Source organism: Lactobacillus sp. B4007, assembly GCF_026535895.1.
Taxonomy (GTDB): Bacteria; Bacillota; Bacilli; order Lactobacillales; family Lactobacillaceae; genus Lactobacillus; species Lactobacillus panisapium.
Genome location: NZ_JAFNPA010000002.1, coordinates 229,049 through 248,572, shown reverse-complemented (window position 1 = coordinate 248,572; position 19,524 = coordinate 229,049). Strand labels below are relative to the sequence as shown.

The following is a 19,524-nucleotide window of genomic DNA, read 5'->3' as shown; positions in this document are numbered from 1 at the left end:
TCCTATTTATTACTTGGTGAAAAACTATCAGCAAATTGTGAAATTGCAGATTTCAACTCAGTTTCATCTGGCAGTTCTCCAGTCTCACGAATATGATCTAAGAGATCCGCATGATTACTGTCAAAATTATCATAAAGTTCTTTTTCAAACCGTGCGATATCTTCAACAGGAACAGAATCAATATAGCCGTGAGTTAATGAATACAATAAAATAACTTGCTTTTCGACTGGAATTGGGTCGTGCAGAGGTTGCTTCAATACTTCAACAACTCTGCGTCCACGGTTTAACTTAGCCTGGGTTGCCTGATCCAAATCACTGCCAAATTGAGCGAAACTTTCCAATTCATGGTAGGCTGCCAAATCTGTACGCAATGTACCAGCAACCTTCTTCATAGCCTTTATCTGGGCACTACCACCAACACGAGAAACTGAATTACCAGCATCAATAGCTGGCCGAGTTCCCGCAAAGAACAAATCACTTTGTAAGAAAATCTGACCATCTGTAATAGAAATTACGTTGGTTGGAATATAAGCCGAAATATCGCCAGCTTCAGTTTGGATAAATGGAATGGCAGTCATCGAACCACCACCAAGATCATCACTCAACTTTGCACTACGCTCCAACAGACGTGAATGCAAATAGAAAACATCACCAGGATAAGCTTCACGACCAGGCGGACGACGAAGTAGCAAAGAAAGTTCACGGTAAGCAACAGCTTGCTTGGATAGATCATCAAAGATCACCAGAACGTCCTTACCATTGTACATAAATTCTTCACCCATAGCTGTACCAGCATATGGTGCAATATATAGCATTGGTGCTGGTTCACTTGGTCCTGCTTCAACAACAATGGTATAGTCCATTGCGCCAAAACGTTTTAATGTTTCTACTTGTGTTCTAACGGTTGACTCTTTTTGACCAATGAAGACATAAATACAAATTACGTCTTGTCCCTTTTGGTTCAAAATTGTATCAACTGCCAGACTAGTTTTACCGGTTTTACGGTCACCAATGATTAACTCACGCTGACCACGACCGATAGGAACTAATGCATCAATCGCTTTAATACCAGTTTGCAGTGGTTGATTAACTGATTGTCGTTGCATAACACCCGGTGCTGAAGCCTCGATTGGACGAGTCTTTGAGGTCTTAATGTCGCCTAAGCCATCAACTGGCTGACCCAATGGGTTTACGACCCGACCAATTAACTCATCACCAACCGGCACTCTCATAATTTCACCGGTTCTTTTGACTTGGTCACCTTCACGAACATCATCAAAGTTACCCAAAATAATGATACCAACATCATTAGATTCAAGGTTTTGGGCAATACCATAAGAACCATTGTCAAATTCCAATAGTTCGTTAGCAAGAACATTATTCAATCCGTGAGCCCGGGCGATACCATCACCTATGTAAGTTACAACCCCAACTTCGTTGATGTCGAGTTTGTCATCATAGTGTTCAAGCTGTTGCTTGATTAAAGAGCTAATCTCTTCTGCTTTAATGCTCAATGGTTTCACCTCTTTTAATTTTTACTAATTAACTGCGCACGAATTTTTTTTAGTTTGTTTTTAACTGAGCCATCAATAACGCAATCGCCAACTTTAAGAATTACGCCTCCGATTATACTCTTATCAACCTCATTTTTTAGATTAACACTAGTTAAATCGTACTTTTTTGCGTAACTTTGGCCTAAAGCTTTTAATTGTGCATCATCAAGCTCAACAGCAGTAACTGCCGTACCAACCATAAATTTCTTGTTGTCATTATATAGCTCATTATAGCAATCAATAATGTCAACTAATTGTAAAAAATGGTTATAATCTAACAGCAAATTCAAAAAAGTCTGAACTTCTTTAGTAAAGCCCTCTTCAATTACTGATAAAGACTTTTTCTTTTCAGTGCTATTAAAAATTGGATCACTAAAAACACTTAAAATCTTTGGATTTGCAGAAACTGCTTGACGCAATTCCTGTAAGTCTGCATGAACTTCCTCTAAAGCGTTCATATCCTGCGCATAATCAAATAGTGCAGTACCATAACGTGCAGCAATTTCTTCTCTAGTCAAGGCCATTATTCATTCAGCCCCTTAATAAATTGATCGACTAAATCTTTTTGGTCATCTGCAGACAAGTTCTTTGCAATTACTTTTTCAGCAATTGTCACTGAAATATCTGCGACCTGTGCGCGGGCTTCATTTAAAGCGTCAGCTTTAGCTTGAACAGCATCGGCTTTAGCTTTCTCATGAATAGAAACAGCATCATCATTAGCTTCAGCAACAATTTGACTGCTAGTTTTCTGTGCATTCGCCTTTGCATCCGAGAGAATTTGCGTTGCCTCTTGTTTTGAATTCTTTAAGGCAGCTTCACGTTCATTAGCTAAAACTTCAGCTTTTTTACGGTTGTCAGCAGCCGAATCCAAATCATTAATCACCTTTTGTCGCCTTTTCTCCATCATGTCGGAAACTGGTCCCCAAGCATAATGCTTTACTAAGATAAGCAAAATTGCAAAAACAAGTAAATACCAAATGGTATTGCCAAGATAAATATGACCTGCAGAGGCTGCAAATAAAGTTTGAAATATCATTTACTGCCCTTCTCTCTTTTTACTTTAACCGAAATTTTATAAAAATTAACGGAAGAGAATCAGAAAAGCAACAACTATCGCCAAAATTGGAACGGCTTCAATTAAACCAACACCGATAAACATTGTTGATCTCAAGTTGCCAGCACTTTCAGGTTGACGAGCCATGCTCTCGACAGTCTTTGTGATAACTTTACCATTACCCCAAGAAGCAGCTAAAGCAGCAATACCAGCTACAAGTGCCGCAGAAATATATTTAAATGCTTGTGACATATTTAAACCTCCGAAAAATTATTCTTTTGTAACCTTTTTACCAATGTACACCATTGATAAGGTTACGAAAACATATGCCTGGATAGAGCCAATGAAGACAGAGAAACCTTGCCATATCATAGCAAGCGGTGCAGCTAAAACTAAAGTTAATGCACCATAGCTAGGTGCAAAACTATTACCAATCAATGTTAGTAAAACTTCACCTGCATAAATATTACCATATAGACGCAAAGACAGCGTTAAAAAGTTAGTAATCTCTTCCATCATATTAATCGGGAAAAGAAAACCAACGGGTTCAGCATAATTACGCCAATATCCTTTAGTACCAAATCTTTGCATTCCAAATGTAAATGATAGAAGCAAGGTCATCATTGCAAACGACATTGTCGTTACTGGATCAGCCGTTGGGGACTTAACGAAAACGCTATCACCAGCCTTGACCTCCAAGAAAAGACCTAATTGGTTCATGCAAAAGATAAATAGAAATAAAACAAAAGCATACAAAGAAAGGTGCTTACGTGCATCAAAATCACTGACATTGTTTTTAACAATTCCATCAGTAAAATCAAGTAGGTACTCAATCACATTTTGCTTTTTGTTAGGCTTCATTTCAACTTTTTGCGAAAGCCAGATGCAGACAAATAGAACTACAGCTGCCATTAAAGTTGAGCCAATCATCCCTGAAAGATCAAAGTTCAAACCCAAAAACTTAAAAACAAATGGTCTCTCCATTACTTCGTGACCTCCCTTCTCGTGCTCAAAATTATAGAACACTCATACAATATTAACACCAATCAAGAGTTTTGTGAAAATTTGTAAGCGAATTACCTAGATTTATTTGCTTAAAGACGTTTATTTTGTACCAAATAAACGATCACCAGCATCGCCTAGACCTGGTGTGATGTAACCGTTTGGCAGTAGTTTTTCGTCTTCAGCAGCCGCATAGATGTCAACGTCAGGATTTTCTTCTTGAATTGCTTTAACACCCTCAGGAGCAGCAACTAAAACTGCTAGCTTAATTGTTTTAACGCCACGCTTTTTCAAAGCACCAATGGCCATGTTAGCAGAACCACCAGTTGCCAGCATTGGGTCAACAACTAGGCATTCACGATCAGCAATATCCTTTGGCATTTTGCAAAAGTACTCATGTGGCTTCAATGTTTCTTCGTCACGGTACATTCCAATTACGCCAACTTTGGCTGACGGAATCATTTCCATCACACCATTGAGCATCCCGATTCCTGCACGTAAGATTGGGACAATAGTCATCTTTTTGCCAGCAATCTCTTTTTGCGTGGTTTTGCCAATAGGTGTTTCAATTTCAACATCTTTTAACGGTAAATCGCGAGTAATTTCATAAGTCATTAGTCCCCCAATTTCACCAACAATTTGTCGAAATTCGTTGGAACTTGTTTCCTTACGGCGAATAATTGTTAACTTATGTTGAATTAACGGATGATCTAAAACCGTAAATTTGCCCATCTTTTTTCCTCCTACAAAATAAATAATACTTCTCGCTTATTTTAATCAAAAAAGCAAAGGGTTTAAAGTCCTTTGCTGTCGTTTTTTTATTTTGTCATATAGTGATGCCCCGCAGCGGCTTTGTCTAACCGATTCATGTAAGCAAGTGAAGACTCACTTCCGCTAAATCCCTGGACAAAAATTTGCTTAATTTGTGGTTTATCATCAAAATAACGTAAGCCACCAAACAAATTATGATCAGCTTCTTGTAAGGAATTGCCTAAATTAAACTTGTTTTCTTCTGGTAATTTAATCTTTGCGAGTATATCTTCTACTGCCATGACCCCAATCGTATCATTGAAATCAATTTGCAAAAAATCCTCTGAGTGATCAACCACAATGACGGGAGCGCTTGGTGCATAATGCCGATACTTCATTCCAGGAGCTTTGGGTACACCCTTTTCAGCTACCTTACCGGAATTAATCAGTACTTTTTCACCTAAAACCTGGCTCAATTCTTCAGGAGTTATTTCACCAGGACGTAAAACAACTGGTGTTTTAACAGATAAATCAATAATTGTTGACTCAAGACCGACCTTTGTTGGTCCGCCATCAATAATTCCAGCAATTTTGCCATTCAAATCATGGTAAACATGTTGGGCAGTCGTTGGACTCGGCTTAGTCGAAGTATTTGCCGACGGACCCACAATTGGCTCTCCCAGTTTAGCAATAAGTTCATGGGTCAATTTATCATCAGGACAACGAAACGCAACTGTTTCCAAACCGCCAGTCACAGCGGACGGTAAACTGCCCGGTTTGACAAAAAGCAAAATAGTCAATGGACCCGGCCAAAAATGTTTAATCAGTTTCTGGGCTCTTTCTGGAATTTCCCTAGCATATTTAGCCATCATTTTTTCATCAGAAACTGTGACAATTAATGGATTATCGCTGGGGCGACCTTTGGCAGCATAAACATTCTTCACGGCTGTTTCATTAGTTGCCAAAGCACCTAAGCCATAAACCGTTTCGGTCGGAAAAGCTACCAGTTCCCCAGCAGCTAAAAGTTCAACTGCATCATTGATTTTTTCTTGATCAAAAATCTTTGTTTCCATCACTTATTCCACTTTCCACTTACCATACGGGGCTTATTAGCCAAATCATTTTTAAATTCAATCGTAAAGTCAGGCAATTCTTTAGCAAACAATTCTTCAAGCTGCTTTTTTTCACTAAAGCCAAACTCTAAGAAGAATCTTCCACCAGGATTTAAATGCTGCCGAACTTGCTTGACAAATTTTTGATAAAAAACAATTCCGTCTTTACCACCAAACAGCGCTTCTTTTGGCTCATTTTGCAGGACATTTTGATCCATGACATCTTTTTCTGTTTCCTTAATATAAGGAGGATTAGAAACAATCACATCAAATTTTTCTAATCCAATTAAAATATTAGCCTTTCTTACGGTTACATCGATGTCATGAAGTAAAAAGTTTTCCTCACTAATTCTAAGGGCAGCATCAGTAACATCTGAAGCATAAAAATTCAGGTTACTAATCCCCTTTTCTTCCGCTTGCTTAGCCAAAGCAACCGTAATACAGCCTGAACCAGTGCCCAAATCAAGAATTGTTTGCTCATTTGCTAAATGCGCCAAAGCCCAACTTACTAGTTCTTCAGTTTCAAAGCGCGGAATTAGCACTCCCCGCTGAACCATTATTTTATAGCCGTAAAACCAGGAGTAACCCAAGATATACTGCGGTGATATACCTTTGGCCAGTTTAGTAATATCTTTTTTTGCTTGGGCTATCTGCTCAGTAGTTAATTGCAAATCCTGTTTTAATTGAAATTCACTGGGGCTCAATCCTAGCCGCTCGGCCAATAGAAAAGCAATATCTTCTGGGCGCTCATCAGGCGCTGTTTCAGAAGACCAGATTCGTAAATCACTTAAAGTGACAATCTTAGACATTTTGCTCAGCCAGCTCCTCTAACTGCTTAGTTTGATTATATAAAATCAGTGCATCAATAATTTCATCAAGTTCACCGTTCATAATTCGGTCTAATTTATTTAAGGTTAGGCCAATGCGATGATCTGTCACCCGATTTTGCGGATAGTTATATGTCCTAATTCTTTCGGAACGATCACCTGTCCCAACAGCGCTTTTTCTTTTGGCATCATATTGATCCCTATTTTGACTTTCGTAATAGTCATAGACACGAGAAGTTAGAATTTGCATTGCTTTTTCCCGGTTTTGCTGCTGACTACGCTGATCTTGCATCGCCACTACGATTCCAGTTGGCAAGTGCGTCATCCGAACAGCACTGGAAGTCTTGTTAATGTGCTGACCACCGGCACCACTTGAACGATAAACGTCAACGCGAATATCCTTTGGATCAAGTTCAAAATCAACTTGCTCATATTCGGGCATTACGGCCACAGTGGCAGTTGACGTATGAACACGACCTTGGGACTCAGTAACTGGAATTCTTTGTACCCGATGAGCACCATTTTCGTATTTAAGCTTAGAGTAAACCTTATCACCAGTAATCATAACTGCGACGCGCTTATAACCGCCCACTTCAGTCGCTTCACTATCAACAATTGAAACTTGCCAGTTTTGTCGCTCAGCATACTTTTCATACATTCTAAGTAAGTCACCGGCGAATAAAGAAGCTTCATCTCCACCAGCAGCGCCCCGAATTTCCATAATGATATCTTTATCATCGTTAGGATCTTTGGGCAGCATCAAAATTTTAATCTGGTCTTCCAAATCCGAGATTTCTTTTTCTAAGTCGCTGTTTTCCTCTTTAGCCATTTCAACTAAATCAGAATCACTTTCATTGGAGATAATTTCCTTATTTTCTGCAATTTCTTTTTTATCTGCTTTATATTTACGATACTTTTCGACTACTTCGCGCAAGTCAGATTCTTCTTTAGATATCTCCATGTAGCGCTTAGTATCATTGATAACTTCTGGATCGGCCATCATTTCCTGCAACTCATCATAGTGAGCCACAAGCCCTTCAAGCTGTGCCATAATCTTATCCATGTTTTCTCAATCCCTCTCTATCTTTGCTTATCTGGGTGAAAATAATGAAAACGACAAACCGGGTAATAGCTTTCATCTCCACCAATTTGGACCTGCTCACCTTCATAAACAGGCTTGCCATTATGAATCCGTAGATTCATTGTAGCCTTACGGCCACAATAGTGGCAAATTGTTTTAATCTCATTAATTTTATCAGCTACAATCAATAAGTTCTTAGTGCCTTCAAACAAATTATTCTGAAAGTCATTTTTTAGCCCAAAAGTCATCACCGGAATGCCTAATTCATCAACAATCTTGGCGCATTCAAAAACATGATGCCGCTCTAAAAACTGTGCTTCATCAATGAAAACACAGGCAATCGGGCCATCACCACGTTTTTCTTCTTGGACATTAATCTTTTTAATATAAGCAAAAACATCCATTTCACGTTCAATTGGAACTGCCTCGCGGTGCAGTCCGATTCGCGAAGCAATTACTCCAACTCCACTACGATTATCAATTCCGCTTGTCATCAGCACAATTTTGCGCCCCTGGGCTTCATAATTATGTGCATCCTTGAGAATTTCAAGTGTTTTGCCACTACTCATTGTCCCGTAGTGAAAAAATAATTGTGCCATTTTTGCTCCTTTGTCTAATTAAATTCACCTAACTCATCTAGTATAGATGAAAAATAAATTCTATGCATTTAAATCGTTGTCAAAAACTCGTTTTCATTTGCTCCCTATGCTATAGTTGATAATGATTTTAAAGCGAGGGATAAACATGAACGTAAAATCTGGAATTGCAAAATTTGCCGGAAAATCAAGCTACTGGTTTCTGCACAATGTTTTAAAAGGCGGGACCAGCTTTCCAGGTAAGCTGGCTATGAATCTTGATCCAGAAATTTTGAACACGTTAGCTAAGGATTACGAAACAGTAATTGTAACGGGAACAAACGGTAAAACCATGACCACAGCTCTCATTGTTGAAGCACTGCGGGAAAAATATGGTGATGTCCTTACCAACCCATCCGGTTCTAATATGCAGCAAGGAATTGTTACCGCCTTTTTAGCTCATAAAAATAAAAAAGCACGCCGGAAAATCGCTGTTCTTGAGGTTGATGAAGCTAACGTTAAAATGGTTACACAACTGGTTCATCCAAGTGTATTTGTTTTGACCAATATTTTTCGTGACCAAATGGATCGTTACGGTGAAATTTATACTACTTACGAAAAAATTATTGCTGGGATCAAGCTTGCGCCCCAAGCAACTATTATCGCTAATGGTGATGCAAGTATCTTTTCATCCGTTGACTTACCTAATCCGAAGATTTTTTATGGCTTCAAGCTTGCCAGTGACCAAGCAAAAAACGATGTAAAAGCGCCGGTCAACACTGATGGTGTTCTTTGCCCGAAATGTGATCATATTTTACATTACCACGAACGGATTTACGCTAATTTAGGTGATTTTTTCTGCCCCAACTGCGACTATCATCGTCCAGAACTAACTTATTCCGTTAACAAGATCGTTGCACAAAGCCCAAATCATTTAGAATTTCAAATGGGCTCTAAAAATTATAGCATCAATGTTGGTGGAACCTATAATATTTACAATGCGTTGACCGCCTATTCGGTTGCCAGACATTTTGGCTTGAGTGATGATGAAGTAGCTAATGCTTTTGCTAAAAACAAACGCGTCTTTGGCCGCCAAGAACTGATTGATTACGCCGGAAAAAAGATTAACTTAATTTTGGTGAAAAATCCGGTCGGACTTGATGAAGTATTACACATGCTAAATACTGAAAAAGACAATTACTCACTTGTTACTCTTCTTAACGCCAACCATGCTGACGGAATCGATACCTCTTGGATATGGGATGGTCAGTTTGAGGATCTTAATCATGAACAAATTAAAAAGATTTTAGTTGGTGGCGAGCGTTGGCACGATATGGGCTTTCGTCTTAATGTTGCCGGTTTTGACCCAAGTATCATGACCACCTGCCCTGACAATGAGTCTGTCATCAATGAAATCGCTAAATTGCCAACAGAAAAAGTTTATATTTTATCAACTTATACCGCACTGCTTTCTTTGCGTAAAACAATGGCTGAACAAAAAATCATTAAAGCTGGCATGTAGCTTGTACGTAATAAGAGAAACGAGCTTAATTAGCAATTAAAAAGCACCAAGACTGTTTCCTTGGTGCTTTTTAATTCTGCTGCACTAAAAGACTAATTTTAGTAATATCAATTGAGGAAATTTTTTATTGCAGTAATCATTTTTAGCTTTTATAAATAAAATTTACAGTTTTATATCAATAATTACCCTTAAACGAGGCCATTCCTGAAGTATTGTTTGGCTCTTGCTAATTTTTTTGTTCCGATATTTATCAATAAAATTTTAGATAGCGCTTGCATAAATAGACCTAATCTGTTATTCTTATAATCGTTAATGATAGCGCATGTTACTGGTAATGCAGGCAAGACTACACTAATAGCTAACTTGTTGTTTTTTCAATTTAGTTATTTATGTTGCTCTACCTGCATTTTTTTGTAGTAATCCAAAAATTAATTAGAAAGGTGCCAAACGTTAGCAGTCGACTCCAAATTTTTAGAGCACGTCCTGACCATTTATCTCGACACTAGTAAACCAGTAATATTTAATTAGTTATATTTTTTAGAAGGAGAATTTCATGAGAAGTAATAAAGAAGTTACGGATATGATAATTAAGAATGTTGGCGGTGCCGCTAATATTATTAGTTTTTATCATTGCGCAACTCGTATCCGTTTTACCCTCAAAGACAAAAGTAAATTTAATGCCGAATTTTTAAAACAGCAACCGGAAATATTGGGTGCTGTTCAAGCCGGAGATGAATCCCAAGTAATTATTGGCGCCAAGGTCGGTGAATACTTTAACCAAATTGAAAAAGATTACGATATTGCAGCAAATAATACTGAAAGTCCCACTCCTAATGACGACCACGTTGGTATTATTCGAAAATTCATCAATATTATCGTTGCAATTATGGCACCGATTATTACGCCCTTAATTGCTGGTGGGATGTTCAAAGTCGTTATTTCACTTTTAACAACTTTCAATCTCATATCCGTTAAATCGCAAAATTACGCAATCCTGAGCTTTATGGCTGATGCGGTCTTTTACTTCTTACCGATGATGTTGGCTGTCAGCGCTGCTGAATACTTTAAGACTAATAAGTTTCTTGCAATTGCAACTGCCGGAGTCCTCCTTCATCCTAATTGGGCAGCAATGGTTTTAGCTGGTAAGCCAGTCGCACTATTTGGCGTTCCGATCACACTAGCATCATATAGCAGTACTGTCATTCCCATTATTCTTTGTGTCTGGATTCAATCCTACGTTGAAAAATTTGCCGAAAAAGTTTCGCCAAACGTCATTAAAACGATGCTGAAGCCATTACTTATCTTTATTATCATGGCTCCGTTGGCCCTACTATTGATTGGACCAATCGGTTCATGGCTTGGTGACCTGCTCGCCCTTTTAATTAATTCACTTAATAAAGTTGCACCATGGCTAGTTCCAACGATCATGGGTGCTTGTTCGCCATTATTAGTTATGGTCGGCATGCACGTTGCTTTAACTCCAATTGCATCACTCGGTTTTGCTAGCCCAGCTAGAAGCGAAAACATTCTTGGCCCCGGAATGTTAGCCTCAAATATAGCCCAATCTGGTTGTGCATTTGCCATTTCTTTAAAAGAAAAAAGACCACAAAATCGCCAGATTGCGGTTTCTGCAGGTGTAACTGCCCTATCTGGAATTACTGAACCTGCACTTTATGGTGTTACGCTGAAATATCAACGTGCCCTTTACGCTGTATTGGCAGCAGGTGGTATTGCTGGTTTTTATGCTGGTATTACGCAAGTTGTTCGTTATTCTTTTGGTTCGCCTGGCATCTTTACAATCGTTAACTTTATCGGAAGACCCGGCAACTTTATGAATGCAATTATTACCGCTATCATTGCATTTATCCTTGGTTTCGTTTTCACTTTTTTAATTGTTAAAACTGACCAACCAGAAAAGCAAATTGCAAAAACATTAGATGGCGATAAAAATGCCAATCATACTGCTACAACAGAAATTGTTTATGCGCCGGTAGACGGCCAGGTTATCCCCCTAGACCAAGTTAATGATGAGGTTTTTGCGTCAAAATCGCTTGGATCAGGTATCGGAATTAATCCTGCAACTGATTTAATTACATCACCCATTACTGGTAAAATAACCATGACATACAAAACTGGCCACGCTATCGGTCTTACTTCAGCTTCAGGCACTGAATATTTAATTCATATTGGTATCGATACAGTTAACATGAATGGTGACGGCTTTAAGGTCATGGTTATTAAAGGACAGGATGTTCAAAAAGGTGATCCACTAGTTCAGGTAGATTTTGCCAAAATCAAAGCAGCGGGTTATGATCCAACTGTTTTATTAATATCATTAAATACAGCTGACGATGCGTTAACATTTACCACCAAACAAAAAGTAACTATTGATGATCCGGTATTTTCATTAGCTGACATGAGAAAAAGCAATTAACTTTTCTATTGATTTTCTTTTGGGGGATGCATTCGGCTAACACAAGAAAAATGGCTAAAAATATGGTTTTATCCCCGTTATCAAAAATGATGATAGAACCACTACTTTGACACTAGCGCTCAAAATCATTTAATTGATCCAAAAATATTATTGCTAATAATGTAATTAAGAAATAAAAATTAAAAATCAGTTAGTCTGCACAATCAAACAGATTAACTGGTTTTTGCTAACTCAAAAAAGAGCCGTTAGTTAAATTGATAAAAAAAGCTAGTTCTGCATTCATAACAGAACTAGCCCAATAGGAAAAATTTAGTCTTTATATAAATTTTATATTATTTAAAATATAAGTCAAGTATTATTAAGCACAAATAATTAATTTTGCTTTTTCTGAATACCAACCATTCCTAAGAAAGAAATTAATAGTGCCGTAGCACCAGCCAAAATCATACCTAATGAAGCATTTTTAGCAGAACCAGTTTGTGGTAACTGACCTTTACCATTAGGGTCTGCTACATTAGTCTTTCCTTGCTCAGTCTTGCTTGAAGCAACTTGAGCTTGTTTATCTGTTTTACCAGTATTATTTTGTTTATTATCACCTGGCTTTTCGGCATTTTGACTATCGCCAGCTGGTGCTTCGGGTTGGTTATTATCCGCACCAGTTTGTTCACCATTATTAACTACAGGATCCTGCTCATTATTTACCGCAACATTACCCTTAGAGTAAATATAAGTTACTTCTTCTGTTGGTTGGTCTTGGAAGTAGCCTTCGGTTGGACCTTGCCAGTCCTTTAATGTGTAGCCATCAATAGCTTTCCGCATTGTACCGTAGCCAACACCTGTCCGACCATCAATTACTTGGTCTTCCGCAAGTTTATTACCATTTTCATCTTGGTAGTGAGCAATCACAGTTGACCTACCCAAGGTTGTAGCGGCAGTGGTAGTTGTATCAGTATCAGCCTTAACTACATTAGACGTGTTAGCATAGCCGAATGTTAATGCTGCAAATGAAATACCAGTGACTAATAACGCCTTAATCTTTTTATTTGCAATTTGTGTTCTTTTCATAATTTCATCTCCAAGTTTTTACTTCAAATCATTACATCTCTTCAACAAACCTTTCCTTCTTTGCTTATCATGAAATATCAAAAATCATTACTAACCATAAAAAGAAAAATTAACTTTTTAAGGAAATGCTTAACCTTAATCTGTTGTTGATATTATAGCACTTTTTGCTTGTAATCTATATGAAATTCGGAAATTTCTGATTAAGATAATAGTAAAAATAACTATGAATTTATTATTGGCTATATAGAGATATTTGCTTAATACTACGCGCAAAGTAAAAAATTAATTAATTGAATTAAAAAAATACCTTTATACCAGCGCTTAAGCAACCTGATATAAAGGTAAATTGATAATTATTGGGATATCCGGGCTCGAACCGAAACATGCAGGAACCAGAAACCTGTGCCTTACCATTTGGCTATATCCCAGTGTTAAATCACCCGTACGAGAATTGAACTCGTAACTCCACCTTGAGAGGGTGGCGTCTTAACCATTTGACCAACGGGCAAAATCAACATTAATTATTATGCTTGAAGGCGAGGCTAATGTCAAGAGATTTTCTCGTATAAAGTATGATTTTTATTTTTAATATGTCATTTCTCAAAATTCTCCCCATTCCCTGACCAATCTCGCAATGCACAATAAAAAAGCAGTTTATCTTGGAGTGAAGCAATTAGACTAATCGCCTTAATGAGCCGCCAAAATTAAACTACTCTTTGTTTATCTCTTCAGCAACAATTTTGTGCAAATGAATTAACAAATAAATTTTTTCTTGCTTGGTAATTTGCAGATGATAATTTTGAGCAATAAAACTAGCAATATGATTAATAATTTCAACTTCTAACGGCATTTTATTAGCAAGGTCTTGGTACAAATTTTCTCGATCTTCATCAGGAAATAATTTATGATCATAAACTCGCTCGGCAAAATAATTAAGATGAGTCAAAAAGCGTGTGTAAGTAATTGTGTCAGTGTCAATCGGTCTATCAATTGACCTTTTAACTATTTTTTCTAAATTGGACACTAGTTGAGCAACGTTATTATTTTTATTGGACTTTGAACTAGTTATTTCGGCATCAATAAAATGCAGCCCAAAAACTGTCGCCTCGCTTTTAGGTAATTCAATTTTTAGTCTCTTTTTGATTAAGCTTAAAGCAAACTTGCCAATTTCATACTCTTCTGGATGGTGCACCATTACATCTGGATAATTAAAATTTGGCCCGCTTTTACCTGTTTTTACCCGCTTAACGACAAACGATAGATGATCTGCTAGTGATAAATAGAGGTAATCACGCACTTTAATCTGATATTGACTGGCGGCAAAATCAATGATTTCCTTAACTAAAGTCAAATACTGATCAGGAATATTATTTGCCAACTGAACAAATTCTTTTAACTTCTTATTATCAGTAAGAACAAAAACTTTTTGAATTTCCTTTTTTTGAATAGGACAACCAATGGCCTTATGATAACCTATTCCTTTTCCCATTAAGATACATTCATTACCTGACCGATCGAGCGCCAAAATAAGTGAATTATTCAGGACTTTCAATACTTGCATTAACCTTGCGCCTTATCTTTTTTAGTCTGTTAAACCATTATTCTTGATAACATTTTGGTACCAATAAAAACTATCTTTAGGAATGCGCTGCATGTCTTTTAAGTTATCATCAGTCCGGTTGACATAAATAAAGCCATAACGCTTCTTAAATCCTTGATGTGAGCTTAATAAATCCATCACTGACCACGGACAATACCCAACTAGCTCTACGCCATCTTGAATAGCATCGTAACAAGCAGCAATATGATCTCGTAAATATGCGATCCGATATTGATCATGAATTTTACCATCAGCACTTAAATGATCGCCTGTACCCAAACCATTTTCAGTAATAATTAGTGGCAATCGAAACTGATGATAATACTCGTTTAAAACCATTCTCAGCCCTAATGGATCAATTTGTGCGCCATATTCAGTTGATTTAAGATTAGGATTCTGCTCAATTTTAAAATAGCCCGCTAAATCAAAGTCAACATCATGTTTGCGACTGCCTAAGGGATGCTTATCGTCAGCTGGAAAATAGCGTGCAGCTAATGTACGATAATAATTTACTGCAATAAAATCTGGCTTGGCTTCTTCCAAAAGCGCCTGATCTCCAGCTTCAAAGTCCGGTAAAATGTCTAGTTTACTTAAGTTTTCTAAATAATATCCAGGATAGCGGCCAAAGCAGTACATTTCCAAAGCATAATTAGTTTTGAAATTATCATTCATTTTGGCAGCCCATACATCCTCGGGCTTACTGGAAATCGGATATGTCATGGTAGCCGAAACAGCCGGTCCTACTTGGCTATTTGGGATGATTGCATGACAATCATTAACCGCATATGCATTTGCCAAAAACATATGATAATCCATTTGCGCCCTAATCCGTTCCCTATCTTTAACCGGAACATGATCCATGTTCATGCGCTCGTCGACCCTAATCATTAAATTCTGCTCGTTGATTACCTGCCAATTTTTTACTCGGTCCCCGAAAGCATTGAAGCAAATCTGGGCATACCGTCTAAATGCGGCAACACACGCCCTATCTTGCCAGCCATTATACTTTAAAACTAACGCATAGGGCAAATCAAAGTGGTATAGCGTAACAAAAGGTGTAATACCATTTTCCAGTAAACAATCGATCACTTGATTATAAAAGTTAATTCCATCTGGGTTCACTTCGCCATCACCATCAGGAATGATTCTTGACCAGGAAATAGAAAAACGATAAACATTTAATCCTAATTCCTTCATTAACTTAATGTCTTCACGATAGTGATGGTAAAAATCACTAGCAATTTTAGTATCTGCTTGTTCTGTTGAATGTTTAAAAGAGTTAAAGTCGGCAATCGATTCACCTTTACCCGCTTCATTCCAGGCACCTTCAATTTGAAAGGCAGAAGATGATGCGCCCCATAAAAAATCTTTCGCAAATTTTTTCATTCGTTTCTCCTTTTTAAAATTAAAACCTGTAGCATGTTAATCATTAGTTAAGAGATAGAGCAAAGGACTATCTTCTTTTAAGTAATCCTTTTTCGTTGCTCCTATTGCAGCGTATTTTTTGGAATTAGTAATGATGATTGATGTTGTTAAATCATATCCTTCGCGTTCCATTGCTTTTTGATCGAAAGTAATAATTACTTGGCCTTTCTCGACATGGTCACCCACTTCAGCATGCTTATTAAAATACTTACCTTGCAGCTTAACCGTATCAATTCCAATATGAATTAACATTTCAACACCATTATCTAGCATCAACCCTAATGCATGCATTGTCGGATATAAAACACTAATAGTTGCGGCCGCGGGAGCAACTATTTCTCCTTTATCAGGATACACCGCAATTCCTTTCCCCATAACGCCGGAAGCAAATACTTCGTCAGCTACTTGGGCAAGCGGAATTGCTTTTCCTTGGACCGGTGAAGTAATCTTTAAGTCGCAATCTTGTAAAACGAGCTGTTGATCAATAGTTGTTAACTTCTCTTGTTTCGTTGCTGTGGCTTCCTCATTATTATTTATTGCCTGTTTACCTGTATTTCCAGGATCTTTTTCCGGTAAATCAGTAAAGCCAAAAATAACGGTCATTAAACATGCTCCACCAAACGCAATTAAACAACCTAAAACGTAACAAATGAAAGCTTTAGTCCCAGCTGAAGCATAGACAGGAATGGTTAAAATTCCTTGGTTGGCAAAAGCATTGCCGTATGAGCCACCCCAGCCCATTAGAGCGCCGCCTAGCGCTCCGCTAATAACAGCGTAAACCATTGGCTTTTTCAAACGTAAATTAGCCCCATAAATAGCTGGTTCCGTGATGCCAAACAAAGCCGTGACTGTGGCTGAAGCTGCTACAGTTTTCAGATTTTTATTTTTAGTTTTAAAAAACACGCCCAGTGCTGCTCCAGCTTGCGAAAAATTAGCTGCTCCTGCAAAGGCTAAAAGATTCTGGCGGCCAGTTTTGGCAACATCGTTAATCCCAATCGGGATAATAGCTCGGTGTGCGCCAAAAATGACCAAAATGCACCAAATACCACCAATAAATGCACCAAGTAAGATTGGACTCAAATTCATAATGCAATGGTATGCCCAATTAATGAAGTCACCAAAGTAAATCCCAATCGGACCAAAAAGCATTAAAGTTGCCGGTACCATGATTACAAGTGACAACGTTGGGACCATAATCACTTTTAAAACATCCGGCATAATTTTTTTAATAAATTTTTCGACATATGATAAGACAAAAACGGCGATAATTATAGGAACAACAGACGAAACATAATTGGCCTTGGTAATGCCAATGCCAAAAAGAGTCACATTGGTTTTACCAGTCATTAAAGCTACAATCGTTGGATAGCAAAGTGTAGCACCTAAAGTCATCGCAATATAATCGTTTGTCTCAAATACTTTAGCAGCTGAACGAGCCAATATAATTGGCATAAAGTAGAAAAGTGCATCTGAAGCAGCGTTTAAGATAATATAGGTATTAAAAGTTTTAATATCGGTATGATATGCATTTAAACCAATTAAAGCTGCAACTGCTAGAATACCTTTAAGCATCCCCGAAGCCGCAATCGCTGGCACTGTCGGGGTAAAAATCGCGGTGACCACGTTGAGAATTTTGGTGCCCCAACCAACTTTTGGCGAAGATTGATCGTCATTGACATGTTCAGCTAATAAAGGCATTAATTGGTCATAAACTTGTTCGACTTTATTACCCAAAACAACTTGAAGCTGCCCTCCTGCCTCGACAACCTGGATTACCCCTTCAATCTGACTAAGCGCATCTTTATTCGCTTTTTTCTGGTCCTTTAACACAAATCTCAGCCGAGTAAAACAGTGCGTTAGTCCAGACACATTATTTTTTCCACCAACTTCACTTAGGATTTGTTCAGCAATCTGATGCTCATTCATATTAACCCTTCTTTTTTCTAATAAAAAAAGATCAAACGTACGTAAAATAACACCATCAATGATGGTTATCTTTCGTACATTTGATCTCGCCTGCTCTACCAGTAACGCGTCAAAATCACGTTTTTCTTTTATTAAAGCTAATATAGCATCATCAATAAGCAGCTGCAAGCGCTTTTATCAAAAAACACCATAAAACAATTTTTTTAACATATATGAGTTAAGGTTAATCTTACTAACAAATTAGCAACTTAAGACAATTATAAGTCTTAACCTTTTTGCCTAGATTTAATAACTTTAAACCATAAAATAGCCTTGTAATTGTATATAATAGAATGAGAAACATTTTACTGAAGGACAAATTTTATGATTGATTATTCAACCACTCAAAGCTTAATTGAATCAATGGTCACGGAGCGAATCGTTCCTGGCGTCAACTATGCTTTTATTAAAAACAAGCAAGTATTTACCTCAACCATTGGTTTTGCTAGTACATATCCCAAAGTGACCCAACTTAGTCCCTTTGCCCAATACGATTTAGCCAGCCTCACAAAAGTTTTGATTACTGAAAACATCTTATTAAAACTATATCAAAAAGGAAAACTTAATTTTACCGAGCCATTGACTGATTTTATTCCCGAATTTAAGGATCCAAGAGTTAGGCTCTTTCACCTCTTAACACATACTAGTGGCATTCGCGGTTGGATTGATCACCGCGATCAGCTAAATCATGACGAGCTGCTCAATGCAATCATTCATCTTCCAGTGACAGACGAATTTGAACATAAGATGCGCTATGCGGATACCAATTTTATTTTGTTAGGCTTGGTCGTTAAAAAAATCTACGGTCGCCCAGTCCAAGACGTGGGGATGTCAGAAATTATTACGCCAATGGATTTGCCAGATACGACTTTTTCCCCTGTTAAAAATAACTGTGTGCCAACCGTCTGGCTCAATGATCAATTGCTTCAAGGCGTACCTCATGATCCCAAAGCCCGCCAGTTAGGCAGTGATTGCGGTTCTGCGGGACTTTTTTCATCAATGCTTGACTTAATCAAAATTTGTCAAGGCTACTTGGGAATTGAGCGAGATATCTTACCGCTTAGTCAAGAAGTTATTGCCCAGCTCTTTGATAATAAAAATCCTGCAGGACTTCAGCCCCGTTCCTGGGGCTGGGACCTTCGCTTTGATCCTGAATTGCACTATCCTTTGATTTTGCACACTGGCTTTACAGGCGTCTTGCTTTTGCTTGATCGCGTGCGTAAATCCGGGTTAATTTTATTGACAAATAGAATTCATCCCACCGGTCATAATCAAATTTTTCTGACTATGCGAGAAAAAATCATTCAAAGTTTTTTAAAGGAAAATGACCAATAAAAAAGACAGTCTTCTGACTGTCTTTTTTAGCATTTGTGTTGCTTTGGCCAAAAATGATAAACAAGATCAACAACAGCTTGAGCAAACATGCCTCCAGCCATCCAGTACATTGCCATCATCATCTGGTTAGTAAAAGTAAAGTAAGCGGTAATGCCGTAAACAATTACCCAAACAATCTTAAAAAACAAATTATCACACATCATTGGTAAAAAACTCCCTTCGTT

At 37.8% G+C, this 19,524-nt stretch carries 18 protein-coding genes and 2 tRNA genes; 3 read left to right on the top strand and 17 right to left on the bottom strand.

Annotation, left to right across the window (positions count from 1 at the left end):
• Window positions 1-2: 2 nt before the first annotated feature.
• The 10 genes from atpA to J3U54_RS04345 form a co-directional block, all read right to left on the bottom strand.
• Complete coding sequence (gene atpA / locus J3U54_RS04390) at window positions 3-1,514, bottom strand: F0F1 ATP synthase subunit alpha (protein WP_267385226.1); 1,512 nt, start codon at window positions 1,512-1,514, stop codon at window positions 3-5.
• A 14-nt stretch (window positions 1,515-1,528) separates the two neighbouring features.
• Window positions 1,529-2,077 carry an ATP synthase F1 subunit delta gene (atpH, locus tag J3U54_RS04385; protein ID WP_220235347.1) on the bottom strand — a complete coding sequence of 183 codons (549 nt, stop codon included), beginning with the start codon at window positions 2,075-2,077 and terminating at the stop codon, window positions 1,529-1,531.
• Window positions 2,077-2,589: a F0F1 ATP synthase subunit B gene (atpF, locus tag J3U54_RS04380; RefSeq protein ID WP_267385225.1), complete on the bottom strand. Its 513-nt coding sequence runs from the start codon at window positions 2,587-2,589 to the stop codon at window positions 2,077-2,079. The genes atpH and atpF overlap by 1 nt, the downstream gene beginning before the upstream one ends.
• A 45-nt stretch (window positions 2,590-2,634) precedes the next feature.
• On the bottom strand, window positions 2,635-2,859 hold the full coding sequence (atpE, locus tag J3U54_RS04375; RefSeq protein WP_103752229.1) for a F0F1 ATP synthase subunit C: 225 nt from the start codon (window positions 2,857-2,859) through the stop codon (window positions 2,635-2,637).
• Between the two features lie 18 nt (window positions 2,860-2,877).
• Window positions 2,878-3,591 carry a F0F1 ATP synthase subunit A gene (atpB, locus tag J3U54_RS04370; RefSeq protein ID WP_103752228.1) on the bottom strand — a complete coding sequence of 238 codons (714 nt, stop codon included), beginning with the start codon at window positions 3,589-3,591 and terminating at the stop codon, window positions 2,878-2,880.
• A 120-nt stretch (window positions 3,592-3,711) separates the two neighbouring features.
• Window positions 3,712-4,341, bottom strand: coding sequence for a uracil phosphoribosyltransferase (gene upp, locus J3U54_RS04365; protein ID WP_103752227.1), 630 nt, complete (start codon window positions 4,339-4,341; stop codon window positions 3,712-3,714).
• Window positions 4,342-4,427: 86 nt separating this feature from the next.
• Window positions 4,428-5,432 carry an L-threonylcarbamoyladenylate synthase gene (locus J3U54_RS04360; protein ID WP_103752226.1) on the bottom strand — a complete coding sequence of 335 codons (1,005 nt, stop codon included), beginning with the start codon at window positions 5,430-5,432 and terminating at the stop codon, window positions 4,428-4,430.
• Complete coding sequence (gene prmC, locus J3U54_RS04355) at window positions 5,432-6,280, bottom strand: peptide chain release factor N(5)-glutamine methyltransferase (protein WP_103752225.1); 849 nt, start codon at window positions 6,278-6,280, stop codon at window positions 5,432-5,434. The genes J3U54_RS04360 and prmC overlap by 1 nt, the downstream gene beginning before the upstream one ends.
• Window positions 6,273-7,361: a peptide chain release factor 1 gene (gene prfA / locus J3U54_RS04350; RefSeq protein WP_103752224.1), complete on the bottom strand. Its 1,089-nt coding sequence runs from the start codon at window positions 7,359-7,361 to the stop codon at window positions 6,273-6,275. The genes prmC and prfA overlap by 8 nt, the downstream gene beginning before the upstream one ends.
• 17 nt (window positions 7,362-7,378) lie before the next feature.
• Window positions 7,379-7,978, bottom strand: a complete 600-nt coding sequence (locus tag J3U54_RS04345; RefSeq protein WP_103752223.1) for a thymidine kinase — start codon at window positions 7,976-7,978, stop codon at window positions 7,379-7,381.
• 145 nt (window positions 7,979-8,123) lie between these two features.
• Between J3U54_RS04345 and J3U54_RS04340 the strand changes: the two genes are divergently transcribed.
• Window positions 8,124-9,476 (top strand): Mur ligase family protein, encoded by a 1,353-nt coding sequence (locus tag J3U54_RS04340; protein WP_267385224.1) that lies wholly within the window; start codon window positions 8,124-8,126, stop codon window positions 9,474-9,476.
• Window positions 9,477-10,029: 553 nt separating this feature from the next.
• The gene (locus J3U54_RS04335; RefSeq protein WP_267385222.1) at window positions 10,030-11,910 is read left to right on the top strand and encodes a beta-glucoside-specific PTS transporter subunit IIABC; all 1,881 of its coding nucleotides are present in this window, start codon (window positions 10,030-10,032) and stop codon (window positions 11,908-11,910) included.
• 372 nt (window positions 11,911-12,282) lie between these two features.
• Here J3U54_RS04335 and J3U54_RS04330 read toward each other — a convergent pair whose 3' ends face one another.
• From J3U54_RS04330 to J3U54_RS04305, 6 genes are all read right to left on the bottom strand, one after another.
• Window positions 12,283-12,975 carry a MucBP domain-containing protein gene (locus J3U54_RS04330; protein WP_103752220.1) on the bottom strand — a complete coding sequence of 231 codons (693 nt, stop codon included), beginning with the start codon at window positions 12,973-12,975 and terminating at the stop codon, window positions 12,283-12,285.
• Between the two features lie 356 nt (window positions 12,976-13,331).
• Window positions 13,332-13,403 (bottom strand) — tRNA-Gln (locus J3U54_RS04325).
• Window positions 13,404-13,411: 8 nt separating this feature from the next.
• Window positions 13,412-13,483: transfer RNA gene (locus tag J3U54_RS04320), tRNA-Glu, on the bottom strand.
• A 201-nt stretch (window positions 13,484-13,684) separates the two neighbouring features.
• Window positions 13,685-14,536 (bottom strand): PRD domain-containing protein, encoded by an 852-nt coding sequence (locus tag J3U54_RS04315; RefSeq protein WP_267385221.1) that lies wholly within the window; start codon window positions 14,534-14,536, stop codon window positions 13,685-13,687.
• Between the two features lie 21 nt (window positions 14,537-14,557).
• On the bottom strand, window positions 14,558-15,961 hold the full coding sequence (locus J3U54_RS04310; RefSeq protein WP_267385220.1) for a glycoside hydrolase family 1 protein: 1,404 nt from the start codon (window positions 15,959-15,961) through the stop codon (window positions 14,558-14,560).
• Between the two features lie 36 nt (window positions 15,962-15,997).
• Complete coding sequence (locus J3U54_RS04305) at window positions 15,998-17,926, bottom strand: beta-glucoside-specific PTS transporter subunit IIABC (RefSeq protein ID WP_267385219.1); 1,929 nt, start codon at window positions 17,924-17,926, stop codon at window positions 15,998-16,000.
• Window positions 17,927-18,289: 363 nt separating this feature from the next.
• Here J3U54_RS04305 and J3U54_RS04300 point away from each other — a divergent pair, with 363 nt between their 5' ends.
• Entirely contained in the window at window positions 18,290-19,300 is a 1,011-nt protein-coding gene (locus J3U54_RS04300) for a serine hydrolase domain-containing protein (RefSeq protein WP_267385218.1), read from the top strand.
• A 26-nt stretch (window positions 19,301-19,326) separates the two neighbouring features.
• Here the strand turns inward: J3U54_RS04300 and J3U54_RS04295 are convergent, their stop codons facing one another.
• Window positions 19,327-19,503: a hypothetical protein gene (locus tag J3U54_RS04295; protein ID WP_267385217.1), complete on the bottom strand. Its 177-nt coding sequence runs from the start codon at window positions 19,501-19,503 to the stop codon at window positions 19,327-19,329.
• Window positions 19,504-19,524 lie beyond the last annotated feature (21 nt).